This is a genomic window from Paenibacillus sp. NFR01, from assembly GCF_900111565.1.
In the GTDB taxonomy this organism is placed as follows: domain Bacteria; phylum Bacillota; class Bacilli; order Paenibacillales; family Paenibacillaceae; genus Paenibacillus_AQ.
Genome location: NZ_FOIK01000002.1, coordinates 502182 through 526867 on the forward strand (window position 1 = coordinate 502182; position 24686 = coordinate 526867).

The 24686-nt window shown below is 57.5% G+C and carries 18 protein-coding genes; 16 read left to right on the forward strand and 2 right to left on the reverse strand.

From position 1 onward, the window contains the following. Positions 1–265: 265 nt before the first annotated feature. From BMW84_RS13520 to ahpF, 3 genes are all read left to right on the forward strand, one after another. The gene (locus BMW84_RS13520) at positions 266–5290 is read left to right on the forward strand and encodes an S-layer homology domain-containing protein (RefSeq protein WP_175498807.1); all 5025 of its coding nucleotides are present in this window, start codon (positions 266–268) and stop codon (positions 5288–5290) included. Positions 5291–5531: 241 nt separating this feature from the next. After that, the gene (gene ahpC, locus BMW84_RS13525; RefSeq protein WP_091069239.1) at positions 5532–6095 is read left to right on the forward strand and encodes an alkyl hydroperoxide reductase subunit C; all 564 of its coding nucleotides are present in this window, start codon (positions 5532–5534) and stop codon (positions 6093–6095) included. A 12-nt stretch (positions 6096–6107) separates the two neighbouring features. Beyond that, positions 6108–7637, forward strand: a complete 1530-nt coding sequence (gene ahpF, locus BMW84_RS13530) for an alkyl hydroperoxide reductase subunit F (protein WP_091069241.1) — start codon at positions 6108–6110, stop codon at positions 7635–7637. 89 nt (positions 7638–7726) lie between these two features. Here ahpF and BMW84_RS25160 read toward each other — a convergent pair whose 3' ends face one another. Continuing rightward, positions 7727–8629 (reverse strand): L,D-transpeptidase family protein, encoded by a 903-nt coding sequence (locus tag BMW84_RS25160; protein ID WP_091069243.1) that lies wholly within the window; start codon positions 8627–8629, stop codon positions 7727–7729. Positions 8630–8851: 222 nt separating this feature from the next. Between BMW84_RS25160 and BMW84_RS13540 the strand changes: the two genes are divergently transcribed. Beyond that, complete coding sequence (locus tag BMW84_RS13540; RefSeq protein WP_139209631.1) at positions 8852–9406, forward strand: hypothetical protein; 555 nt, start codon at positions 8852–8854, stop codon at positions 9404–9406. A gap of 181 nt (positions 9407–9587) precedes the next feature. Continuing rightward, complete coding sequence (locus BMW84_RS13545) at positions 9588–10325, forward strand: glycerophosphodiester phosphodiesterase (protein WP_091069248.1); 738 nt, start codon at positions 9588–9590, stop codon at positions 10323–10325. A gap of 91 nt (positions 10326–10416) precedes the next feature. Here the strand turns inward: BMW84_RS13545 and BMW84_RS13550 are convergent, their stop codons facing one another. Next, entirely contained in the window at positions 10417–10995 is a 579-nt protein-coding gene (locus BMW84_RS13550) for a histidine phosphatase family protein (RefSeq protein WP_091069752.1), read from the reverse strand. A 181-nt stretch (positions 10996–11176) separates the two neighbouring features. Between BMW84_RS13550 and BMW84_RS13555 the strand changes: the two genes are divergently transcribed. The 11 genes from BMW84_RS13555 (at position 11177) to BMW84_RS13605 (ending at position 24674) form a co-directional block, all read left to right on the forward strand. Beyond that, entirely contained in the window at positions 11177–11878 is a 702-nt protein-coding gene (locus BMW84_RS13555; protein WP_091069249.1) for a response regulator transcription factor, read from the forward strand. After that, positions 11875–12858 carry a sensor histidine kinase gene (locus BMW84_RS13560; RefSeq protein WP_091069252.1) on the forward strand — a complete coding sequence of 328 codons (984 nt, stop codon included), beginning with the start codon at positions 11875–11877 and terminating at the stop codon, positions 12856–12858. The genes BMW84_RS13555 and BMW84_RS13560 overlap by 4 nt, the downstream gene beginning before the upstream one ends. Before the next feature lie 122 nt (positions 12859–12980). Further along, positions 12981–14696 carry a spore germination protein gene (locus BMW84_RS13565; RefSeq protein ID WP_091069253.1) on the forward strand — a complete coding sequence of 572 codons (1716 nt, stop codon included), beginning with the start codon at positions 12981–12983 and terminating at the stop codon, positions 14694–14696. Beyond that, positions 14693–15793, forward strand: coding sequence for a GerAB/ArcD/ProY family transporter (locus BMW84_RS13570; protein ID WP_091069255.1), 1101 nt, complete (start codon positions 14693–14695; stop codon positions 15791–15793). Before BMW84_RS13565 ends, BMW84_RS13570 begins: the two co-directional genes overlap by 4 nt. Next, entirely contained in the window at positions 15790–17022 is a 1233-nt protein-coding gene (locus BMW84_RS13575) for a Ger(x)C family spore germination protein (RefSeq protein WP_091069256.1), read from the forward strand. Before BMW84_RS13570 ends, BMW84_RS13575 begins: the two co-directional genes overlap by 4 nt. A gap of 12 nt (positions 17023–17034) precedes the next feature. Then, on the forward strand, positions 17035–17268 hold the full coding sequence (locus tag BMW84_RS13580) for a hypothetical protein (RefSeq protein WP_091069259.1): 234 nt from the start codon (positions 17035–17037) through the stop codon (positions 17266–17268). Positions 17269–17278: 10 nt separating this feature from the next. Beyond that, positions 17279–18391, forward strand: a complete 1113-nt coding sequence (locus BMW84_RS13585) for a GerAB/ArcD/ProY family transporter (RefSeq protein WP_091069262.1) — start codon at positions 17279–17281, stop codon at positions 18389–18391. Positions 18392–18508: 117 nt separating this feature from the next. Continuing rightward, positions 18509–19279 carry an ABC transporter ATP-binding protein gene (locus tag BMW84_RS13590; protein WP_091069264.1) on the forward strand — a complete coding sequence of 257 codons (771 nt, stop codon included), beginning with the start codon at positions 18509–18511 and terminating at the stop codon, positions 19277–19279. Then, the gene (locus BMW84_RS13595) at positions 19254–21197 is read left to right on the forward strand and encodes an FtsX-like permease family protein (RefSeq protein WP_091069266.1); all 1944 of its coding nucleotides are present in this window, start codon (positions 19254–19256) and stop codon (positions 21195–21197) included. The genes BMW84_RS13590 and BMW84_RS13595 overlap by 26 nt, the downstream gene beginning before the upstream one ends. A gap of 210 nt (positions 21198–21407) precedes the next feature. Continuing rightward, positions 21408–22427 carry a LacI family DNA-binding transcriptional regulator gene (locus tag BMW84_RS13600; RefSeq protein ID WP_091069269.1) on the forward strand — a complete coding sequence of 340 codons (1020 nt, stop codon included), beginning with the start codon at positions 21408–21410 and terminating at the stop codon, positions 22425–22427. A 6-nt stretch (positions 22428–22433) separates the two neighbouring features. Further along, positions 22434–24674, forward strand: coding sequence for an alpha-galactosidase (locus BMW84_RS13605; RefSeq protein WP_091069271.1), 2241 nt, complete (start codon positions 22434–22436; stop codon positions 24672–24674). Positions 24675–24686 lie beyond the last annotated feature (12 nt).

Here is a 24686-nt window from a genome sequence, read left to right on the forward strand (position 1 = left end):
TTTATTCAACCCGTTTTTCTATCCTAAAACCAGCTTCACTAGTCCTTAATTGCCATTCGCGCATCTGCAGGAAAATCCGACGTCCCCGGACATTTTATACGTCTATTTCCCTATTAATATAATGTTACAAGTGTCGAAAAGCAAAAATATATGCTACGGAAGTCACGGAATTTGGCGATTTTTTCTAGACACTATTACTAGATTTAGGTAATATCAAATTTGTGATAATAACTTATTGATGTATTTGAAGGGAGCAGACAGGGGTTTGAAGAGAAAGCAACGCACCAAAACCATAGTTTCACTCGTACTCGCGGTCGCCGTAGCGGCCGGAACCTGGGTCGCCGGCTTCGGCTCGCAAGAAGTCTCCGCCGGTGAGGTTCCGCTGTTTACCGGAGCAACCTATTTTACCGATACCGACAATTGGGGCGGCAATGGCGCAGCGAATACCCCCGCTGACGGCGACCTGGATTACAGCACCAGCCGCATTAAAAACGGCGATCCCTTGTACCCGATTGAATACAAGGTTGTCAATGTGCAGCAACTCCCCAAAGTCAGCGCGCAGCTTCTTGTCCGGGCCTACGACGTCGACGAGTATAAAAACGGCGTTGGCGGCGAATGGGACCGGGTATATATGTCCGGCAATGCGGACGATATCAAGCTCGGGGATCCCTACACGCCTTGGCCGACCTCGGACAATTGGAAAAATGCTTCCGACGGCTACAAAAAGGAATTCAAGCAGGCTAACTACATAGGGGCGCTGTCCGGACAAAATGAAATCTGGAACACGACCGTCTTCTCCCTTCTGCCTGCCGACTTCTCAAAAATCGCAACAGGCGATAATTATGTCGGGACCTCGATCCATCATTATTATTTGGCGCCAACCAATACATTTAACGATGGCTGGGTTACGGAAATCGACTGGGCGCAGCTCGTCATCGACGGGGGCACGCGGGAGAATGGGGAGTTTACCGATGCCGGCCTCACGGTTCAGAACGGAAAAATAACGCTTGATACCACTTTTGTCCCTAAAAACACCGGGAACTATGTCGTGGAAGCGAACGTTATTCAGAAAGTCAAGGATATCAACGGAAACGTGCAGGACCTCAACCTTGACGTTCAATCCAAAAGTTTCACCAATGCCGCCCAGAATGCCGGCAAGGACTGGGACCCGGTATTGACCAACTCCAGTATTGTTCCCGGGACCGAGTATTTCGTTAACGTGATTTTATTCGATGCCCGTAATGACGGGACGCCGGGTAAAGCCGAGCATGTATTGTCGTTCTCTACATACAACATGAAAGCCCATGATATCGACAAAACCGTGTTGCAGAATACCGACCTGCAACTGAGCGCGGCGGATTTCCAATCCAGCTTCTTCAAAAACAGCGGGGTCGGAGGAGCCGGCGATATTCCAAACGGCGAGAATCTGCAGGTGGTTACGATCCGCTCCCTGCCGGATGCGGCGGACGGCAAGCTGATCTTTAACGGCCAGGAATTAACCGCGGCCAACCTCGGAACGGACGGGTATTCCATCGGGGTTGCCGACCTCGGCAAGCTCAAGTACCAGCCGGCCCCAACCATGGACGCAGATGCATCTTTCGCCTGGACCGGTTACGGCCAGGGCAAAAATACCGTGAACTCTGCCCATGTAAACCTCCATTTGAACTATGCGCCGACGATCGAGCATATTACCAAGCTTACGGATAAAGGGTCGCCCGTGATTTTCAAAGCGGACGATTTTACCGGCAGCAGCGCATATCATGACAGCGATAGCGAACCGCTCGTCAAGGCGAAAATTATCTCTCTGCCGGATGCTTCCAAGGGCACATTGGTGCTGGTATCCGGCTCCTCCACCAGCCCTGTCGTAGCCGGACAGGAGCTTACTCCCGCAGAACTGGACAACCTGCAATTTATTCCGGAACCCAATGCGGAAGGCGGTGCCGAATTTTGGTGGAACGGTTCCGATGGGAAGCAATATGCGTTGGAGAATAAGAAGATAAGCATCTCCATCAATACGCCTCCGGCGGTTACCGATATTGCCAAAACCGGCTTAATGGGAGAAACGCTTGATTTCGCCGCTGCCGACGGCAACAGCTTTGCCTCCGCATATTCGGACGCAGACAACGATCCGATGCAGGGCATTCAGGTCACGCTTCCGGAGGACTTTGACCATATCGGAAAGCTGTATTATGACGGCCCATCTGTGGAAGAGGCCGTATATGCGCCCCAAGGCGCAACGACGTCGATCCCCGCGGCTGCACTCAATAGCCTTAAATTCACTCCGGCTGCCGATCTGGAGAACGGGGCCACTGTCCGCTTTGGATGGTCCGGCTACGACGGCAAACATTATTCGAAGATCCCGGCACAAGTAACCATCTCCTACAATGGCATACCGGCTGCCGCGCCTCTGGTCACAGAACTGCAGGAGAATGCCCATGCTACGCCGATCACTTTGTCCGGTACCGATTCAGGTGCAAATATCGGCGAACTGGCGTATACCATCGTTACGGGAACCGGCCCGTCGAAGGGAGCCCTGAATCCGGCGAGTCCGGATCAGCCGCATGCCAAAGACTGGTTATATACGCCGAAAGCAGATACAGCGGGCATCGATACCTTTTCCTATACAGTAACCGATCAACAGGGCCAGACAAGTCCTCCCGCCACCGTTAAGCTCAGCATCCTGAAAGGCCTTGACGGCTGGGTCGGCGACAAATCGCAGGGCGATGCCGCTGTAGTGACCGCAATCCCAGGGCAGCCGCTGAAATTGTCCGCCGTATCGGCGCTCACGGCAAATAAGGTCTTTGCCGATGTGAACGGACGTAAGGTTGAGCTGATCTGGATCAATACTACCACGAGCGTGGCCGACGGCTACAAGCAATGGGCGTTGACCAATACGCCGTTAGCCGACAAGACCGGCACCGGTACTTATACGGTCACCTTCTCGGCCGAAGATGCTCAGGGAGAGCAGCTCCCGGGGGAAGATCCTTCCCGTTTGGCCGATAACCATTTCAAGGTTCTTGAAGTTAAATTCGCTCTGTTAGCAAGCCCGGAGCAAATCCTTGCGGACGGCCAATCGACATCGGAATTGTCGGCTGTTCTCAAAGATGCCGATAACCATCCGATCAACGGAGTTAAAGTAGAGTTCCAAGCCGACAAAGGTTCTTTTCCGGAGGGTGCCGAAGCGGTGACCGACAGCAACGGAATCGCCAAAGTGATCTACCAGTCCAGCGCATTAACTGGAACGGATCCGTTATCCGTCCCAGTCACCGCCACTGTGCTGGATCTGGATAAAGGGTTGTCTGCCGATGCTAAAGTCTTTCTTACGTTTCTTCCGGCACAGGTGAAGGGTGTAATTACCAGCGGAGACAGCAATGCGCCGGTTCCCGGCGCCACCGTACGGGTAACGCTCGACATCGACGGGGACGGCATCATTGACCCTCAGATCGATTTTGACAAAACGGTCATTACGGATGAACACGGCGCTTACGCCCTTCCCGTTCCGAAAGGGGGCCAGACCTATACCTTAACCATTACCCAAACGGTTATTATCGGCGGCACTCCGACCTCCATCACCTACAACCAGACGGCAACCGTCGGGGCGGTGCATGGGAACGGAGATGAGACTTTCGAATCGGATAAAACGATCACCGGCATCGTCGGCTTCAAGCAGCCGAACGGACTTGCAGCACCGCTCATTTCGGAGATGCAAGGCAAAACCTTTATCTATTTGAAAGACGCCCACGGCGCCTATGTGCAAGAAAACGGCGTGGCTAAAGCCTTCCCTGTCTCCGGACAAGGCGTATTCAATGCCAACCGGCTGGCGGTAGGGGATTATACGCTGGAGGTCCGTTATGCAATCGAACCGGGTAAAGAAATTACGATCAGCCAGGGCACAGTCAGCCTGAAAGCAAACGGTGAATTGAACATTACCCAGCAGTTAATCGACCCGTACGGGGTCGTGACCGACGCCGGCACCAACCAGCCGGTCGAGGGCGCCAAGGTAACACTGCTTTATGCACAGACGGCCAGAAATACGGCAGCAGGCAAAACGGGCGGAACACCGGTGCATCTGCCTGCGCTCACCGGTTTTGCGCCGAACGACAACGCGAGTCCGGAGCAATCGACAGATGCATCCGGCAACTACGCCTATATGGTTTACCCGGAAACGGATTACTATCTCGTCGTAAGCAAACCGGGCTACCAGACTTACATCAGTCCGGTGATCGCGGTGAATCAGGATATCGTCAAGCATGACATTAAGCTGGCAAGAGATACCGGCGGAACCGTTCCGGGACCGACGCTCGCGCTGACGGTCTCGACTCCGCAGAATGTTGTAAAGGAGGGAAGCGAGTCCACGTTCACGGTGGACTATAAGAACCTCTCCTCTGTAACGTTGAATAACGGAACGGTGACCATAACCCTCCCGGCGGAGGCACAGGTTGCGGATGCCGGCGGAGGCAAGGCGAACGGCAACACGATCGCCTGGAACGTAACCAACCTGTCCGGCGGACAGACGGGCAGCCTGAAGTTCACCGTGAAGTGGGCACAGCTATCCGAAGCGGAAAAAGAACTGAGCGTCCGCGGCGATTTTGCCGCTGCTGGCGCTACGGGAATTTCGGCGGCTTCGACGGCCAAAATCAAAATTTTCTCCGACCGGTTCGGCGCTTTGAACCATCAGAGGTATATCCTCGGCATGCCTGACGGGGAGTTCAAGCTTAACGCTTCGCTAACCCGGGCTGAGCTGGCTGCCATCGTCGCCCGCCTGACCGACAATCAAAAGCAGGACGGCACGCTTTCATTTACCGATGTGCGCCAAGGCCACTGGGCGACCAACTACATTATGATCGCCGTCAAACACGGGTACTTCAGCGGCTTCGCCGATGGAACCTTCAAGCCGGACCAACCGGTGACACGGGGCGAATTAGCCGCGGTAATGGCCCGCTTCCTGCAGCTGAAACCGGGGGTTCCGGTTCAGAACCATTTTTCCGATAGCGACGGCCACTGGGCGGAGAATGCGATCGAAGCGCTCTATAGCGGCAACTTCCTGAGCGGCTACAGCGACGGCAGCTTCCGTCCGGGTCAAAAGATCGCCCGCGCCGAAGCGGTGACGATGATCAACCGCATGCTGTTCCGCGGACCGCTGCAGGGCATGGCACCGGTCTTCCCGGATGTGCCGCCGAGCCATTGGGCATTCGGCGACGTGCAGGAAGCAACCGTATCTCATGTGGCTTCACGGAACGCAGACGGCAGTGAAACTTTCGTTAAGCAAACAGCCGATGATGTGAAGTAAGCCGGCCCTCCCGTTGCTTCATCGCAGTTCATCCAATGGGTGAACCGAAAATGCGGCAAATAATACAATCCGTTGCACACTGTGCAGCGGATTTTTTATTTCGCTGTAAAAAATGCAAGCGAAGCTACTGTACGAAATACAACGTGCACATACAGGAATATTTTTGCTCCGGTCAACCATCCTAACGGAAGGAGCGCAGGCACAGCGGCCTGCCGCCACACCATTTCGAGGAGGAACCCCCATGTCCCTGATTGGCAGTGAAATCAAACCGTTTAAGGCTTCGGCCTATCACAACGGCAAATTCATCGAGCTCTCCGAAGCCGACCTGAAAGGCAAATGGAGCGTTATCTGTTTTTATCCGGCGGATTTTTCGTTCGTCTGCCCCACCGAGCTCGAGGATTTGCAGAACCAGTATGAAACGCTCAAATCGCTGGGCGTCGAGGTATATTCCGTCTCCACGGACACGCATTTTACCCATAAAGCCTGGCATGACCATTCGGAAGCAATCGGCAAAATCACCTATACGATGATCGGCGATCCTTCGCAAACGATCTCGCGCAATTTCGATGTGTTGAACGAAGAGCAGGGCCTCTCCGAGCGCGGCACCTTCATTCTCGACCCGGACGGCATCATCCAGACCGTTGAGGTGAATGCCGACGGCATCGGCCGCGATGCGGGCACGCTCGTGAATAAGGTCAAAGCGGCGCAATACGTCCGCAGCCATCCCGGCGAAGTCTGCCCGGCCAAATGGCAAGAAGGCGCAGGAACGCTGAAGCCGAGCCTGGATCTGGTCGGAAAGATTTAGAGGCAGACGCCGATGGCACTCGAACCTGAGATTAAGGCGCAGCTGCAGCAGTATCTGGAACTGATGGAAGGCGAGGTGGTGCTCCGGGCCAGCGCGGGCCAGGATCGGATTTCGCTGGAGATGCTGGAGCTTGTAGAGGAATTGGCAGCGATGTCCGCCAGGATCAAGGTAGAAAAAGCGGAACTGCCGCGGACGCCCAGCTTCAGCGTGAGCCGTCCGGGCGAAGACGCCCGCGTGGTCTTTGCCGGCGTTCCGCTCGGCCATGAATTCACCTCGCTGGTGCTGGCGCTGCTTCAGGTCAGCGGCCGGCCGCCCAAGGTGGAGGCCGACACCGCGGAACGCGTCAAGCGGCTCCGCGGGGAATACCGCTTTGAAACTTATATCAGCTTAACCTGCCATAACTGCCCGGATGTCGTCCAGGCGCTGGTGGCGATGAGCGTGCTGAATCCGGGCATCACGCATACGATGATCGACGGCGCTGCCTTTAAGGATGAGGTGGAGCGCAAAGGCATTATGGCCGTTCCGTCCGTCTATCTGAACGGCGAATTTTTCGCCAGCGGCCGGATGTCGCTGGAAGAGATCGTCGCCAGGCTGGGCGATGCTCCGGCTGCCGCGGATTTTGCCGGGAAAGCGCCTTACGACGTGCTTGTGGTCGGGGGTGGACCGGCCGGCGCCAGCGCGGCAATCTACGCGGCGCGCAAGGGCATTCGCACCGGACTGATCGCCGAACGCTTCGGCGGGCAGGTGCTCGATACGCTGGGCATCGAGAATCTGATCGGCATCAAGCATACGGAAGGCCCAAAGCTGGCCGCCAATCTGGAGGAGCATGTCAAGGCCTATGACATTGAGGTCATGAAGCTGCAGCGTGCCGCCCGTCTGGAACGCAAAGAACTGATCGAGGTGGAGCTGGAGAACGGCGCTGTGCTGAAAAGCAAAACCGTGATCCTTGCCACCGGCGCCCGCTGGCGCAATGTCGGCGTGCCCGGAGAAGCGGAGTTCAAGAACAAAGGCGTCGCCTATTGTCCGCATTGCGACGGGCCGCTGTTTGCGGGCAAGCATGTTGCGGTCATCGGCGGCGGCAATTCCGGCATCGAGGCGGCCATCGACCTGGCCGGCATTGTCAAGCACGTGACGGTGCTGGAATTTATGCCGGAGCTGAAAGCGGATGCCGTGCTGCAGCAGCGGCTGTTCAGCCTGCCGAACGCGACGGTGCTTCAAAACGTGCAGACCAAAGAAATCACCGGGGAAGACCGGGTGAACGGCATTTCCTATACCGAACGGGACAGCGGCGAAGAACGGCATATTCCCCTTGAGGGCGTATTCGTGCAGATTGGGCTAGTCCCGAATACGGATTGGCTCGGCGACTCGGTCGAGCGAAACCGGATGGGCGAGATTGTCGTCGACGGCTACGGCGCAACGAGTATGCCCGGGGTCTATGCCGCCGGAGACTGCACCCATAGTCCGTTCAAGCAGATTATTATCTCCATGGGATCAGGAGCAACCGCCGCGCTCGGTGCCTTTGATTATCTGATCCGCCACTAGATGATCAAGACAAGGCCACCCCGCTATGCGAAGCGCATAGCGGGGTGGCCTTTTTCCGTTCCTTCGTCCGTTATACCGGACCTGATAGTCTAGAGCTCCACGGCCTTCGCCTGCGGATTCCAGGCCGGGACGATACCGAACAGCGGCGCCAGGCTGCTCAGCGGCAGATACAGCCGCCCTCCCACGTTCCGCGACGGAAGCATCGCGACGCTTTTTCCGTCCACGTTTGCCGTATCGCCCAGCGGCTGATGCGTGACGGTACGCCCGCCGAGTTTCATCACAATGTCTCCGCTTACCGCGTTAATAGTCACGCTGCCTCCCAGAAGCGTCACCGTCTCGCGAAGCGGTACAAACACTCTGGATTGTTCAATCAGAAAAGGACTTTGCGGAATGATCGTTTCTCCGTCTTTTACGAAGCTTCCGGCTACAAGCGTTTGCCCGAGCGGATAACCGGATTTTACGGCGATGCTCTGCATATCGAGTCCCGAGGACGTAATGATGACCATGGTTTGGGTGGCGATGCGCGGATAGAGCCAGCGGATATCGTCATTGTGCATCCGGATGCAGCCCGCGCTGACATATTTGCCGATGGAAGATTCGTTGTTGTTGCCGTGGATGGCATAAGTCGTGCCCATCGTTCCGTTTACCTTCAAGCCAAGCCAGCGGTCGCCGAGCGGATTGGCCGGATCGCCGCCGGGAATATGCTCCTTGTAGTACGGCCGGTTCTTCACCTTGACGACGATCGGGAAGCGCCCCTCGGGGGTCAGCTCTTTCGTTTTGCCCGTTGCGACGCGGAAGGTTTTGACCAGCTTTCCGCCGCTGAAGTAGCCGAGCGTATTCGTCTTTTTGTTGATGATGAGCAGATCGGTGACGGCAGAGGCTTTGGCGGTACCGGCGAAACACGCCGCAAGCAGCAGAGTGAACGCCAGCAGCGACAGTGCTGCCTTGGCCAGGCGGCTTGGGTACGGGACGGGATATGCATGCAGATCCATGTTGCTCCTCCTCCGGGGTTGTCTGGTTTATATTGGAAATCCAATACGTATAGACGACGCTGCGCCGCAATAGTTGCAGCCCGGCCCGTACCCTTTTTGCCGGGCCCGTCCCCGCTAATTCCCAGCGATTCCGTGCATGTTCACACCGGTCTCCGGCATATCTATGAAGCAAGGAGGTGGATCATTCTGATTATTCTGGCAATCTTTTTCGCTGCCCTTGGCATGCTCCTGCTACTTGCAGCCGCGGTGCAGCAATATCTGTTATCCCGTGCCCCGGCAGCGCTCAGCAGGCTCGACCACGCCGTTGCGTCGCTGGAGCTGGAGGCTTCCCGCCGTTTCATTACGCCTGATTGCTCCCATATCATCGCCTTGGACGAAACCGGCAAACGGCTTGCCGTCGGCAGCCTGACCGCAGGCAGCCGCGAGGAACCGGCGGCGCAGCTGGTAGCGTTCGACTCCATTCTTGGCGCCGAAATCGTGGAGGACGCCTTAACGCTGACCAAGTTCAGCAGAACCAGCCGCATTACCAGCGCAAGACCGCTGCTTGCCCGGGAAGCGGCCATTCCTTCGCTTGATGGCGTACAGGCTGCATCAGCTCAGGCGCGTAAGCCTGCTCCGGTGCATGAGCTGACGCTCAAGATTTATCTCAGCAGCAGCGACACGCCGGTGCTGTCCATTCCATTCCTGCCTGCCGGCGGCGGCGACGCCGAATACACGCAGGCCTTCAGCGAAGCGCAGCATGTGCATGAGCTGATCCGAGAGATTGTATCTGCGTGAATCCTCTCTTTTTTTGGGTGTGAAGCGGACGGGCATAGCCGTAATTTCTTAACATTAGGGGGATGTTAAATTTCCGGAATGGGCATCCACCGGTCCGGCCAACGACAGGGATTTGCCGCGCGGCGTGGAATACCTAAGGTTGAACCGCTCTTCATCAACCTGAATTCGGAGGGATATGCAGATGACTCCTATCATCAATTTTGCGCATCGCGGCGCATCCGGCGTCTGTCCGGAGAATACGATGGCGGCCTTCCGCCGCGGCCTGGAGCTGGGCGCCACCGGCATCGAAACCGACGTACAGCTCACGGCGGACGGCAAGCTGGTGTTGATTCATGACGAGGAACTCAGCCGGACCACGGACGGCGCGGGTTTCGTGAAGGACAAGACCCTGGCGGAACTCAAGGCGCTGGACGCCGGCTCCTGGTTCGGGGCGGAGTTCCGCGGCGAGCGGCTCCCCGCACTGGAGGAATTGCTTGAACTGCTGCAGGATACGGACACCGTGCTGAATATCGAATTGAAAAACACTACATTCCTGTACCCCGGCATGGAAGAGAAAGTCATCGCCGCCGTACGCGAATTCGGCATGTCCCCCCGCGTCGTGTTGTCCAGCTTCAATCACTACTCGCTGGTAACCTGCAAAGCGCTCGCCCCGGACATCCGAACCGGAATCCTCTACGGGGACGGGCTGTACCGGCCTTGGGATTATGCCGCAACGGTGGGAGCAGAGGCGCTTCACGCTTATCATTACGCAGTACTGCCGGAATTCGTGGCCGAAGCCGCCGAGCATGGGGTCTGCTACCATCCGTTCACGGTGAATGACCCGCAGCGGATGAAAGAGCTGATGAATGCCGGGGTCGCCGGAATCATTACGGATTACCCGGATGTACTTGCCGCGCTGCTGGCTGAAGTAGAAGCGTAAACATTGAAGCAGGAAATTTGACTGAACGACTTCAAACTGTACAAAAAAAGGACAACAGCGGGAGATATCTTCCGCTGCTGTCCCTTTTTGCTTATTCCTCGATATGTTTTGCACAGTTGTACAGCTCGCAGGTCCACCCGGCATCGTCTTTTACAATGCGGGTAATTGACGTGTTCTTCAGCAGCTCGCTGACATCCAGCTCAGGTACAAGTCCTTTGAGGCTGCTGCGCAAAATCGCGCCGTGGCTGACGATCAGAATCCGCTTGCCGGGATGGCGGGCAGCGATTTCCTCGATGGCGCGGCTTCCCCGCTCCATGCCGCTTTCCGTTTTTTCCAGACGCAGGTCCAGCGACCGCCAGTCCTGCCCCCACTGCGCCACCCGCTCATCTTCGGTCGTGCCTTCCAGGAGTCCGCCGTTCATTTCGCGCAGCTCCGGCACCAGCCCGGCTACGGGAATACCCAGCTTGGCCGAAATGGCCTCCGCCGTCTGTTTTGCCCGCAGCAGATCGCTGGTATAGATATAATCCCAGGTTTCGCCGCTGAGCCGCTCGGCGATTTTCTCCGCTTGCCCGAATCCTTCCTCGTCCAGCGGATTATTCGTATGTCCTTGAATGCGCCCTTCCTTGTTCCATGCCGTGCTGCCGTGACGGATCAAACCGATGGTTGTAATCACTGTTCTGTCCTCCTGATTGTCGCTGTCCATAATGTACAAAGTATAAACCAGCTGCAGTTTTTTTGCACAGATACGGCCCGGGACTGCTAGGCGCCTGCCGCTTCATCGGCGTATTTGCTTTGCATCCATTTTGCCCGGCATGATACTGTAATAGCGAAGCCTGTCCAAGGAGGACCTCATGGATACGATTCTGATTATCGAAGACGATGCGAAGCTGGCCGACTTGCTGGCCGCCTATCTGGCCAAATACGATTACCGGGCGGTAATTGCCGGCGATTTTAACCGGGTACTCGAGACCTTCGAGGAATGCTCGCCCTCCCTCGTGCTGCTCGACGTCAATCTGCCGAGATTTGACGGGTTTTACTGGTGCCGTCAGCTCCGCCGCAGCTCGCTGTGCCCTATCCTGTTCATTTCGGCACGCGACAGCGGCATGGATCAGGTCATGGCGCTGGAGAACGGCGGCGACGATTACATTACGAAGCCGTTCCAATACGAAGTGGTATTGGCCAAGATCCGCAGTCACCTGCGCAGAGCCTACGGCTCTTATGCCCAAGGTCTCCAGGAACGCACGCTGCGGGCGGGCAGCCTGATTTTTTATCCGGAACGGTATGTCGTGCAGCTTGAGGCCCAAACCGCCGAGCTGACGCAGAAGGAAGCGGTGCTGCTGGAGGCGCTGATGCATAAGGCCGGGCGGGTCGTCTCCCGCGAACGGCTGCTCGATCTGATGTGGGAGGATCAGCATTTCATCGACGACAATACGTTGAACGTGTATATTACGCGTGTGCGGCGGAAGCTCAAGGAGCTGGGACTGCCGGAGATTGTAGAAACGGTGCGCGGGGCCGGTTACCGGCTTAACGCGGAAGGCAGGCAGCTGCCATGAAGCTGTTCCTGAAGGATCATCTGCCGCTAATGTTTTTTTACCTGGCGCAAATGCTCTTCGTTCCGGGGCTCTACTGGCTCACCGGGGACTCCCGGCCGCCCTCCGTCATGCTCTACGGCATGCTTCTTGCCGGTGTCGTTCTTCTCCTGTACCTGGTCTTCCGCTACATGCAGCAGCGCCTTTTATATCAAAAGCTCAGCCATGCCGGGGAAGGCGACAATCTGCTGGACCCGCTCGGCGAAGCCGCGGTGCCCGAGGCAGTGAGCCGGCTGCTGCATACGGCCGACCGCCATTACCGCGAGCAGCTGGACCTGCGGATCCGTACGATGGACCGGCATGTGGATTTCATCGGCCGCTGGGTCCATCAGATGAAAACCCCGTTGTCCGTGATTCAGCTAACGCTGGAGGATGTGGACGAAGCCGCTGCCGCAAGCATCCAGGAGGAGCTCGAACGGCTGCGCAAAGGGCTGGAGATGGTGATTTATACCTCCCGCCTGGAGCGCTTTGAAGATGACTTCCAGGTCGAGTCCCTATTGCTGCGGGATATGGCCGCCAAAGCGGTAGCCGAGAACCGCAAGCTGTTCATCCGCCGGGGCATCCGCGCCGAGATATCCATCGATCCCGGACTCGCCGTGTACAGCGACGCCAAATGGCTGCTGTTCATGCTGACGCAAATCCTGATCAATGCGGTCAACTATACGCCCGGCTCGGGCAAAACCGTCTCTCTCACTGCCCGGCGCGGTGCGGACGGTACAATAATGGAAATCCGCGACGAAGGCATCGGCATTTCGCCTGCCGATCTGAAGCGGGTGTTCAATCCCTACTTCACCGGCGAACGCGGCCGGCAGTACCATGAGTCGACCGGCATGGGGCTATATCTCGTACGGGAGATCTGCAAGCGGCTCGGACACCGCGTGGAGCTGGAATCCCGGCTCGGCGAAGGCACTGCGGTCCGCATCTATTTTTCGGATAATACATAAAAGGCGCGGTCTTCCCCCGAGCGGGAGGACCGCGCCTTTTGCCATGGAAGAATAAGGTTTTCTCCTCCCGGGGATAATAACCCCAAACCATCCAGAATCCAGCACACGAAGGAGAGACCACCATGCCGAATAAGCTGATCCAGAAACTTCTCGGGCCGCAGGATCCTCCCGAGGTGTCCGTTCCGTCGGCGCAGCCGCTGAACCCTTCGCTGGAAGCGACCCTGCAGGAGATCCATGAACTGATCGGGCACAGCTCGGATATCGTCATCCGCCGTTTTCATGCCAATCCTTCCTCCGCGCTCTCCATTGCTTTTATCTATATCGAAGGTCTGGTCAATACGGAGACCGTGAACCAGGCGGTGCTCATGCCGCTGATGGACAATCAGACCTTGACGACCAGCGCCATGTCCGAGGAAGCGGCCTTCCATCTGGTCAAAGACCAGCTGCTGCCTATCGGAAGCGTACAGGAGGGCAAAACGCTGACGGTACTCATTCCGCTGCTCTTTAACGGCAATACGCTGATTTTCTTTGACGGGCATTCCTCTGCCCTCGCGGCCGATACGGCCGGATGGGAGAAACGCAGCATTAACGAACCGACCTCCCAGGGCGTCATCCGCGGCCCGAAGGAGGGCTTTACCGAAAGCCTGCGGACCGGGACCGCCATGCTGCGCCGCCGGCTCAAAACGCCCGATCTGCATATCGAGGAATTCAAAATCGGCCAACGCACGCAGACATCGGTTGCCTTGGCCTATCTCAAGGGCATTGCAAACGAGAGTGTCATCGAGGAGATCCGCCGCCGGCTGAACTCCATCGTGACGGACAGCATCCTGGAGAGCAATTATATCGAGGAGTTTATCCAGGACGGCGGCATGACGCCGTTTCCCACCATCCAGAACACGGAACGCCCAGACGCCATGGCCGGCGGAATTCTGGAGGGCCAGGTCGGCATCATTATCGACGGAACGCCGTTCGCACTGCTGGCTCCATCTACGTTTTTCAACTTTTTCCAATCCAGCGAAGACTACTATCAGCGGTATGATATATCGTCTTTTCTGCGGATGATCCGGTTCGCGGCCTTTTTTGTATCCATGCTGCTGCCGGCGCTGTATATTGCCGTAACGACCTTCCATCAGGAGATGCTCCCCACTACGCTGCTAATCAGCCTGGCCGCGCAGCGCGAGGGCGTTCCGCTGCCGGCGCTGGCGGAGGCGCTGCTGATGGAGATTACGTTCGACGTCCTGCGCGAAGCGGGGGTACGCATGCCGCGGACCATCGGTCCGGCGATTTCCATCGTCGGCGCCCTGGTGCTGGGCCAAGCCGCCGTGCAGGCCGGTCTGGTCTCCGCGGCGATGGTCATCGTCGTCTCTTTTACGGCCATCTCCAACTTCGTCATCCCCTCGCTGGCGATCGCCAACTCGATCCGGCTGATCCGCTTCGCCATGATGCTGATCGCGGCGACGCTCGGCTTGTTCGGCGTGATGTCCTCTCTGATCGTGCTCCTGATCCACATGGCGGGACTTCGCTCCTTTGGGGTGCCTTATTTATCTCCGATCGCCCCGATGGAGCCGGGCTACATGAAGGATGTCTTTATCCGCGTGCCGCTCTGGCACATGACGATGCGGCCCAAAACGTTGACCGGCAAAGAAACCCGCCGGCAAGGGCGCCATCAGCAGCCGAAACCGGCAGCGGCTGACTCCCAAGGCGCAAGCCAACCCAACAGCGGCACCAGCAATAAAACGAATGCCGAGGCCGGCAAGGGAACCCCTGCCCATGGCGGAAATCCTTCAACCGGCGGCGGAAACGGCGGAGCATCGCCGGAAGGAGGCGGAGGCCTGTGAACGAGAAAATCGGAACGACCCAGACCATCATGCTGATCGTTAACACCATTTTGCCTACGGCGACGGTCGTGCTGCCGGTTATCATCGGCACGTATGCCGAACAGGATTCGCCTTTGGCCGTCCTGCTGGCTGCGGTAATCGGAATAGTCGTGGCTTTGATCGTCGGCACGATTATCCGGGCCAGCCAGGGTGCTCCGTTTCTGGACTGGGTCGGCCGGAAGACCTCCCCGGTCATCGCCTTTATCCTCGGCCTGCTGATGCTCCAGTATTATGTGGACGTGACGGCGACCATTTTGCGGGAATTCGTCAACTTCATTAAAGACAATGTGTTGTTCAACACTCCGGTGACGTTAATCGCCGTGCTCATCCTGCTGATCACGATCTACATGGTACGTTCAGGCATCGAACCGATTGCTCGGGTCAACAGCATCGTAATCATGCTTTATGCGGTATATTTGCCGATTTATATGTTCGGGCTCAATCATGAAATGAACGTTCACCGGCTCCTGCCGATGTTCGATCATTCCGCCGCTTCAATTACGCTGGCCAGCATCACGCCCGGCACCTGGATGTCGGAGGTGGCGATTCTGCTGTTTCTGGCGCCTTACCTGAAAAAACCTCAGCTTGCCCGCTACTTCGGCCTGATGGGTATCGCTTGCGTAGCGGCATTGCTCCTGTTCTCCATGATATCGGCGCTGCTTGTCTTCGGACCCCAGTATATCAAAATGAGCGCATATCCCGGATTCGCTACGGTCGGCGTCGTGCAGATCGGCAAGTTTATCGAGAATTTGGACATGTTCTTCATTTCGTTTTGGGTTTTGTCCCTCTACATGAAATTTGCGATTTTTCTGTTCGCCACCACGGAATGCTTCAAGCAGACCTTCAAGGTAAAGACAAGCCGGCCGTTTATTAGCGCATTGGGGCTTCTGATTATGCTCGAAGGCCTTTATACCTGGGAAAGCTCCGCCAAATTGAATGTCTACAACGCGGAGGGACGGTTTCCGGTGTTTTTTCTGTTTAATCTGCTGGTGCCCCTTGGCGCCATGGCGTTAATCCGTGTACGCGGCAAATCCAAAGGGAAGGGATGGGGAACATGAACCGGGGACGATCCGTCTGTCTGCTGCTGTGCCTCTGCCTGTGTTCCGCGCCTCTGTCAGGTTGCTGGGATGACCGGGAACTGAATGAACTTGGCATCACCTCCGCCTCCTCCTATGATTGGAAGGATAACGAATGGATCGCTACGTACCAGGTGATCAATCCGTCGTCCGGGGTCAGCGGCACTTCGGGAGGATCCGGTGCGGGAAGCTCCAGTTCCCCTCCGTTTGTTACCTTTACCGCAAGAGGAAAAACGATTATGGAGGCTGTAGAGCGGACCAATCTGCTAAGCACGCGGCAGATGTTCTTCGCCCACTCCCGGATTACCGTCATCGGCGAAGGACTGGCAAAGCACGGCATCCATCAGCTTATCGATCTCTTCCTGCGCAAGCAGGATGCGCGCGAAACGGTCTTCGTATTCATCGCCGAAGGTGAAGCCGGCAAGATTCTGGCCCAACTGATGCAGATGGCCAAAAATCAGGGCGCCGGCGTACAGCTGATGATGGAGCAGGAAGAAAAGCTGCTCTCCTATTATTCAGGTACCCGGCTGTTTGAACTGGCGATGGATATCGCCTCCGAATCGGCCAGCGCGGTCATTCCGCAAATCTTGCTGACAGGCGGCGAACTGATGGACCGCAGCGATGAGGTTTCCGTAACCGATTTGCCCTCCCGCCTTGCGCTTGGCCGATTGGCTGTGCTGAAGAAAGACAAGATGATCGGCTGGCTGTCGCAGGAGCAGGCGTTCGGACTGACGTTCCTCACCAACAAAATCGAAAGCGCAACAATTGCCTTTCCTTCGGATCCCAAGCAAAGCGATGAGACCGACGCCTCTTTTATGCTTCAAACATGCTCGACAAAGGTCCGCCCCATCTGGGAAAAGGATCATTACGTCATGGATGTAAGCATCCACGGCCACGGCGTCCTGAACGAGGTGGGGAGCGCCATGGATATGAATTCGCGCGAGACGATCAGCACGATGGAGAAATCCATCGAACAGGTCGTGTTGGGATATGTCAACGAGTCCTGGCAAGCCGTCCACAGGCTGGGGGCCGACGTCACCGGTTTTGCCGTCCAGATTCACCGCAGCGACCGCAAGCGCTGGAAGCAGATCCAGAAGGATAAAAGCTGGGACACCGTCTTCAAGGACATCGAAATTCGTCCGCATGTCTCCATAAAGATCGACCGGACCGGCCTCAGCAGCAAATCCTACAAAGCCATCCAGCCGAAATAAGGGGGGTCGACGATGAGGATCGCGCTCTTAATACTGGCGTATATCGCCGCCTTCCTGGCAGGCTGCCGCATGCTGCGGGGAAAAGAAAAAAAACGGCATCGCCTCGGGTTCGGGCTCATCCTCCTCTGGTGCGTCTATTTGAACCTGTGCGGAATAACCAACACGCCCCATCTCAGCATTTCCAGTCCGTATATCGCTTATTTCCAGCCGGTGGGCCGGATGATCATCAAATGGCTAGGAGGGTGACGGGAGAACGATGGACAAGAAGGAAAAGGTGTCCGAGCTGCAGATTGCTTTCATGGTCATGCTGTTCGAGATCGGCAGCACCCCGCTGTTTCTGGTCGGCGGCAAAGCCAAACAGGATTCCTGGCTGGCGATGCTCACCGGAGCCGTTTTTGGTTTTTTGCTTCTGATGCTCTTCTTCTGGCTTCAGCGCAGCTCGCCGAAGTCCAATCTCATTGAACTGCTCCAAACGAATTTCGGAAAAATCGCCGGTACGGTCATCGGGATCACCTACAGCCTTTATTTTGCCTATGAATCCATGCGCAACGTGCGCGACCTCGGGGAGCTGGCCTCGCTGACACTACTGAAAGCAACGCCGATCTCCATCACGATGCTGGTGTTTGTGCTGGTTGCCTTATATGCCATCTGGAAAGGGACTGAAGTCGTTTTCCGCCTTCCGGAGGTTCTGCTTCCGATGGTGCTGGGCTTTTACGCTTTAATGGTCGTCATGCTCGGGATAATGGGCCTTATTGATTTTAAGCGGCTGCTGCCCATGTTTGACGGTGGCTTTAAACCGGTCCTTCACGCGGCCCTTCCCGATGTCGTTTCCTTTCCCTTTGGCCAGATGCTGGTTTTTCTGATGATGTGGTGCTATTGGGAAAAACCCGGCGTTCCCGTCAAGGCAACGGCCGTCGGCTATATTCTGATCAGTCTGTTCCTGGTGTTTATGAATGCCATCAACATCGCCGTGCTGGGTCCGTCCATCGCCGGATTCAGCCAGCTGCCCTTTCTGATGACGGCACGCACGCTGGCCGCCCTCCGGTTTATCGAACGGGCCGATATCCTGGTGACCGTCCAGCTTTATTTGGGCCTGCTGATCAAAATGATGGTCTTCTACTTCTGCTCCGTAAAAGCGATGAGCGGCATTACCGGAAAATCCGCCAAGCTGTGGGTCTTCCCCGTCGGCCTGGCCATTTACGCCAGTTCTTTTCTGGAACGGGATTACACCGAGCATATCTCCATCGGCCTTGGCCCCAGCCTCAAGATCGATCCCGTATTTCAGGTCCTCATCCCGCTGCTTCTGGCGCTCTCTATCCTGCTGCGGAGCCGAAGGAAGCGGAAGGGCGGCGGCGAGATACGAACATAAGCTTAAACCGGGTGTAAGAAACATTTAAGTTAAATCCATAGCTTGGGGAGGGGCGCATCCTGTACACTCATGACAAAAGAACAGGAACTCCGAGTTCTGAGCGAAAGGATGAAACCCATGAACGTACTGGAAGTTAGCGGTTTAAACAAGGTATACCCGGGCAAAGTGCATACGCAGGCCCTCACCGATATCCATCTGAGCATTGAAGAAGGGGAGTTCGTCGGCATTATGGGACCGTCGGGCAGCGGAAAAACGACGCTCCTCAACATGGTCTCCACCATCGACCAGCCCACCTCGGGCAGCGTCAAGATCAGCGGAACCGATCCGTTTTTGATGAACAAAAAAGACCTCGCGCTTTTCCGCCGCCGGCGGCTCGGCTTCGTGTTCCAGGACTTCAACCTGCTGGAAACGCTGACGGTGGCGGAAAATATCGTCCTGCCGCTGACGCTCGACAAACGCCGGCTGTCCGAAATGGACGTGATGCTTGGGCAAGCCGCAGACCGGCTCGGCATCCGCGACATTCTGAACAAGCGGACCTACGAGATTTCCGGCGGGCAGCGCCAGCGCACCGCCATCGCCCGGGCAATGATTGCTTCGCCGTCGCTCCTCCTCGCGGACGAGCCGACCGGCGCGCTCGACTCCGCTGCTTCCCGTAAGGTGATGGAATCGCTGGAGGACATCAACCGCCTGGAGCGCACCACCATTATGCTGGTGACGCATGACCCGCTGGCCGCCAGCTACTGCCACCGCATCGTGTTTATCAAGGACGGAAAGCTTGCCGCGGAAATCCACCGCGGAGATAACCGGCAGGCGTTTTTCCAGAAGATTATCGACACGCTTTCTTTCTGGGGAGGGAACAGCCATGAGCTTTCCTCAATTCGCGTTTAACAATGTGCGGCGCAACAGCCGCGCATACATGGCCTTTTTTCTCAGCAGCGCCTTTATGGTCATGATCTTCTTTTCTTATTCCGTATTCGTGTATCACCCGGGGGTAAGATCGGTCGAAATGGGCGAAAATTCAGCCGCGGGCATGAAAATCGCTTCTTATATCGTGTATATTTTCGCTTTCTTCTTTGTCCTCTACTCGATCAGCGCCTTTCTGAAGCGGCGAAACCATGAATTCGGCATTTTGACGATTCTCGGCGCGCGTCCGGGACAGATCAACCGGCTGATTTTTCTGGAAAATATGATTATCGGCCTGCTCTCCATCGCAACGGGCATCGCCGGCGGCATGCTGCTGTCCAGACTGTTCCTGCTGCTGAGCACGCGGATGATCGGCATCGATAACCTGCCCTTCTATTGGCCGGTAAAGGCGATGCTGATCACGGCAGCCGCATTCATCTCCCTGTTCCTGGTGATTTCCGTCTTTACGCTGCTGTTTATCCGCCGGAACCAGGTGCTGGAGCTGCTGACGGGAACCGTCAAACCGAAAACGCCGCCGAAAGTGTCTTGGCTGCTTGCCTTATTCGGCATTGCGCTGCTGACCGCTGGCGCCGTCATTATCCGCATGCCGGTGTCCCCGTTAACCCTGCTGGCCGCGGCAGTCACCGGCATTGCCGGCACTTATTTTTTCTACTCCCAGCTGACGGTTCTGGCGATGCGCGTGCTTAAGTTCAGCCGCCGCCGGCTCTGGCAGGGTACGAACCTGCTGTGGATTTCGGAGATGGGCTACAAGCTGAAAGACAATGCCCGCATGCTGTTTATGGTCACGGTGGTGACTTCCCTGGCCTGCATGGCCTCCGGATTTCTGCTGTCGCTCACCGAAGCCAACAAAACCAACTATACGCAAAGTCCCTTTGCCTTCAGCCTCACGCTGTATAGCGGCGCGGAAGGCGATAAAGAGCTCGCTATGATCCGCAGCACGCTCGGCGATGCCGGCGTGGAGTACCGCGAGAACCGCGTGGAGACACTGACCACCTCCATCGCCGAAACCAAGGACGGATCTTATACGGACCTCCTGATGCTGCCGCTCAGCACTTATAACGAACTGGCACCGCAGATGAACCGGTCCGTGATTTCCGGGCTCGGGGAGCAGCAGGCCGTGCTCATCAACAACGGGGATAAGCATCTGAACGGCTATTCAGAGGGCCGGGACCTCGTTGTTATCGGGGTCCCCGGCCGCGAACTTACTTTGCAATCCGTGGATAAAGTAAAGGTATCGCCGCTGGGCCTCTATTCCAGATCGCTGCTTGTGGTTGACGACCGGGTGTATGCGGAAGAAACGGCCCATGCATCAGCTTCGGCGCTTAAAATCATGTATCTTTACAAAATTCCCGCCTGGGACAAAGGCTTGCCGGTCAGCGGCGAACCGGAAACGGAGCTCTCCATGCAGCTCGCGAAATGGAGCTCGGACCACAACCGGGAAATTTCAAATTGGGATGCCTCGCTGATCGCACGGGCCGATCAATTTATGGCGACCCGGCAGAGCTGGATGATGCTCAGCTTCATCGGCGTGTTCATCGCGCTGATCTTCTCGCTTTCGTCCGCGAGCTTCCTGTACTTCCGGCTTCATTCCGAGCTGAACACCGACATGCGGATGTACCATGCGCTGTCCAAAATCGGCCTCAGCATCAAGGAGATGTCGGCTTCGGCAACGCGGCAGATGGCGCTGCTCTTCTACATTCCGATTCTCATCGCCGCGATTCAGACGCTGGTGGTCATCCGGCCGATCCTGCATCAAATCGGCATCATGAGTGTCACCGTGCCGGTGCTCGTCACCTCCTGCGCATTCCTGGCCATTCAGTCGGTCTATTTCCTGGCTGTCCGGTCCCGCTATATCCACAGTCTGCGCAAAATCATGGTATAAAGTACCGGAATCTTATCCATATTTGTCTGCCCAAGCGGCAAGAGGCTAATCACTCTTGCCGCTTGGGCTTTCGGCATGTTCGTCGGCCGAAAAATCCGCTTGAATCCCGCCGGGCAAAATGCTAGAATGAAAGCGTTGTTTTAGTAAATTTATTAACTAAACTATAATTGAACACTTAATCGTTTCTGACAATGGAAAGGGGACAGCCGATTGGCAACGATCAAAGACATCGCCCGCGAAGCCGGCGTTTCGGCAGCCACGATCTCACGGGTACTGAACAACGACCTCAGCCTGTCGGTCAGCGAAGAGACCCGCGTGCGGATCTTCGCCGTCGCCGAACGGCTCGGGTACAAGCCGGCCCGGGTCCGGCAGCTGAAGCGTACCGCCGAACGCGCGAGCAAAACGGTGTCGCTCCTGCTCTGGTGCTCCATTGAGGAAGAGCGGGACGACCCGTATTACGGAGCGATCCGGCGCGGCGTCGAGGTGCGCTGTGAGGAGCTCGGGCTGACGCTCGGCCAGACGCTGCGCGGACGCACCCTTGCACCGTCCGTGCGCGGGAGCGACGGACTGATTGTCGTAGGCGGCGACTACGATGCAAGCCAGCTGGATCCCCTGCATACCGACCAAAATGCCGTCGTGTTCGTGGATCAGTACAACGAGCCGGCCGAATTCGATTCGGTGCGGCTGCATTTCCGCCAGGCCGTCGGCCAAGCGCTCGGGCACCTGATCGGACTCGGGCACCGGAAGATCGCCTTCATCGGCGGCGCCGGCGCCGGCGAGCGCCGCGTGCATCACTTCGAACGCGTGCTGCGCGAGCACGGCATATACCGTCCCGAGTGGGTACGCACGGGGCGCTGGAACAGTGCCGACGGCTACCGCATGATGGCCGAGCTGCTCGCCGGACCGGAACGGCCGACGGCCTGCTTCGCCGCCAGCGATCCGCTCGCCGTCGGGGCGCTGCGGGCGCTGCATGACCATGGCGTCGCCGTTCCCGGCGAGATGGCCATCGTCGGCTTCGACGACATCGAGATGGCCCCGTATCTCCAGCCGCCGCTCACCACGGTGCGCGCCTATCCCGAACAGATGGGCCGGGCAGCCGTCACGCTGCTCGCCGAACGGCTGGAGGGCCGCGAAGCCCCGTCGCATTCCATCATCGGCACCAAGCTGATTATCCGGGAAAGCTCCGGAGAAAGCTCCGGGCAAAGCCCCCAATTATCCCAAGAGGAGTGACATTCATTGAACATTCATGTTGACGAATCGCTGGGCTTGTTCCACCTGCAATCCAAAGGAACCAGCTATATCATCCGGCTTGTCGAAGGGTATCCTGCCCACATTTACTGGGGCTCCCAGCTCCGCCACGACCGCGGGCTCGCCAGCCTGCCGGAATTGCGCGAGCGCAGCTCGTTCTGTCCGAATCCCGTTCCAGGCAAACATGAAATCTCGCTGGACTCGCTGCCGCAGGAATATCCGCAATACGGTTCGAGCGATTTCCGCCAGCCGGCATACCAGGCGCTGCTTGCCGACGGCAGCCGGATTACCGAGCTGAAATACGCCGGATATCAGATCATTCCGGGCAAACCTGCGCTTGAAGGCCTGCCTGCGGTATACGCTGAAAACGAGAGCGAAGCCTTGACGCTGGAGCTGAACCTTGTCGACGTCTACTCGGGCCTGAAGGTTGCTCTGCTTTATACCGTATTTGCCAACCACAGCGCAATAACGCGTTCGGCCCGCTTCGAGCACGGCGGTGCCGCAGCGCTCCGCCTCGAACAAGCGCTTAGCGCTTCGCTCGATTTCGCCGACCCCGACTATGAAGCGCTGTATCTCTCCGGCGCATGGGCCCGCGAACGCCATGTGCAGCGCCGTGCCCTCGGCCCCGGCGCGCTGCGTCTGGAGAGCCGCCGCGGCTCCAGCAGCCATCAGCTCAACCCGTTCCTTGCCCTGCTGCGTCCCGGAACCGACGAAGACCATGGCGACGCCTACGGCTTCAGCCTCGTTTACAGCGGCAGCTTCGCCATTGAAGCCGAGGTCGAGCAGTTCGGCATGACCCGCGTCACGCTCGGCATTAACCCATTCGACTTCTCCTGGCTGCTCGAGCCGGGGCAATCGTTCCAGACGCCGGAAGCGGTGCTTGTCTACTCTGCGGAAGGCATTGGCGGCATGTCCCGTACCTACCACCGGCTGTACCGCACACGGCTGTGCCGCGGCGTACACCGCGATCAGGCCCGTCCGATCCTCGTCAACAACTGGGAAGCGACCTACTTTAATTTTGACGCCGACAAAATCGAAGCGATCGCCAAAGAAGCCGGCCCGCTCGGTATCGAGCTGTTCGTGCTCGACGACGGCTGGTTCGGCAAACGCGACAGCGACAACAGCTCGCTCGGCGACTGGTTCGAAGACAAGCGCAAACTGCCGGGCGGCCTGGGCGACCTGGCCGGCCGCGTCAACGCGCAGGGCCTCAAGTTTGGCCTGTGGGTCGAGCCGGAGATGATCTCGCCCGACAGCGAACTGTACCGCAAGCATCCCGACTGGTGCCTGCATGCTGCAGACCGCCGGCGGACGGAAGGCCGTAACCAGCTGATTCTCGACCTGTCCCGCCAGGATGTCTGCGACTATCTGTATGAGACTTTAAGCGCCGTATTCGCGAGCGCGCCGATCGCCTACGTCAAATGGGACATGAACCGCAACATGACGGAGATCGTCTCCGCTTCCGCACCGGCAGACCGCCAGCGGGAAACCGCGCACCGCTACATGCTCGGACTGTATGACCTGCTGGAGCGCCTGACTTCGCGATTCCCTGACATTCTGTTCGAGAGCTGCTCCGGCGGCGGCGGCCGGTTTGATCCGGGCATGCTCTACTACATGCCGCAGACCTGGACCAGCGACGATACGGATGCCGTGGAACGGCTCGCCATCCAGTACGGCACCAGCATCGTCTACCCGGCCAGCAGCATGGGGGCGCATATTTCCGCCGTGCCGAACCATCAGGTCGACCGCATCACGTCGCTGGCGATGCGCGGCGACGTGGCCATGAGCGGCAACTTCGGCTACGAACTGGATCTGACCAAGTTCACCGAGGCCGAAAAAGCGCTGGCCGCCAAGCAGATCGCCCAATACAAGGAGATCCGCACGCTGGTGCAGCAAGGCGACATGTACCGCCTGCTCAGCCCGTTCGAAGGCCGCGGCGACACCGCCTGGATGTTCGTCAGCGAAGACAAGAGCGAAGCGTTTGTCGCCTATTTCCGCGTGCTCGCCGAACCGAACGGCCCGCTGCGCCGGCTCCAGCTCAAAGGGCTCGACCCGAACCAAAACTACACGCTCGAAACCGGCGCGGCGGCCGATGGCCAATCGCCGTTCGACGCCCTGGTTGGCGGCGGCGCCTGGGGCGGCGATCGCCTGATGAAGATCGGCCTGACGGTCTCCGACCTGCGCGGCGATTTCACCAGCTGCACGTTCCGCCTGAAAGCCGTGCAGGCTTAACGGCTGCGTAAG

Coding starts and splice junctions, on each gene's coding strand:
- ahpC (WP_091069239.1), top strand. CDS start 5,532: ATGTCCCTGATTGGCAGTGAAATCAAACCGTTTAAGGCTTCGGCCTAT.
- ahpF (WP_091069241.1), top strand. CDS start 6,108: ATGGCACTCGAACCTGAGATTAAGGCGCAGCTGCAGCAGTATCTGGAA.
- BMW84_RS25160 (WP_091069243.1), bottom strand. CDS start 8,629: ATGGATCTGCATGCATATCCCGTCCCGTACCCAAGCCGCCTGGCCAAG.
- BMW84_RS13540 (WP_139209631.1), top strand. CDS start 8,852: ATGCTCCTGCTACTTGCAGCCGCGGTGCAGCAATATCTGTTATCCCGT.
- BMW84_RS13545 (WP_091069248.1), top strand. CDS start 9,588: ATGACTCCTATCATCAATTTTGCGCATCGCGGCGCATCCGGCGTCTGT.
- BMW84_RS13555 (WP_091069249.1), top strand. CDS start 11,177: ATGGATACGATTCTGATTATCGAAGACGATGCGAAGCTGGCCGACTTG.
- BMW84_RS13560 (WP_091069252.1), top strand. CDS start 11,875: ATGAAGCTGTTCCTGAAGGATCATCTGCCGCTAATGTTTTTTTACCTG.
- BMW84_RS13565 (WP_091069253.1), top strand. CDS start 12,981: ATGCCGAATAAGCTGATCCAGAAACTTCTCGGGCCGCAGGATCCTCCC.
- BMW84_RS13575 (WP_091069256.1), top strand. CDS start 15,790: ATGAACCGGGGACGATCCGTCTGTCTGCTGCTGTGCCTCTGCCTGTGT.
- BMW84_RS13580 (WP_091069259.1), top strand. CDS start 17,035: ATGAGGATCGCGCTCTTAATACTGGCGTATATCGCCGCCTTCCTGGCA.
- BMW84_RS13585 (WP_091069262.1), top strand. CDS start 17,279: ATGGACAAGAAGGAAAAGGTGTCCGAGCTGCAGATTGCTTTCATGGTC.
- BMW84_RS13590 (WP_091069264.1), top strand. CDS start 18,509: ATGAACGTACTGGAAGTTAGCGGTTTAAACAAGGTATACCCGGGCAAA.
- BMW84_RS13595 (WP_091069266.1), top strand. CDS start 19,254: ATGAGCTTTCCTCAATTCGCGTTTAACAATGTGCGGCGCAACAGCCGC.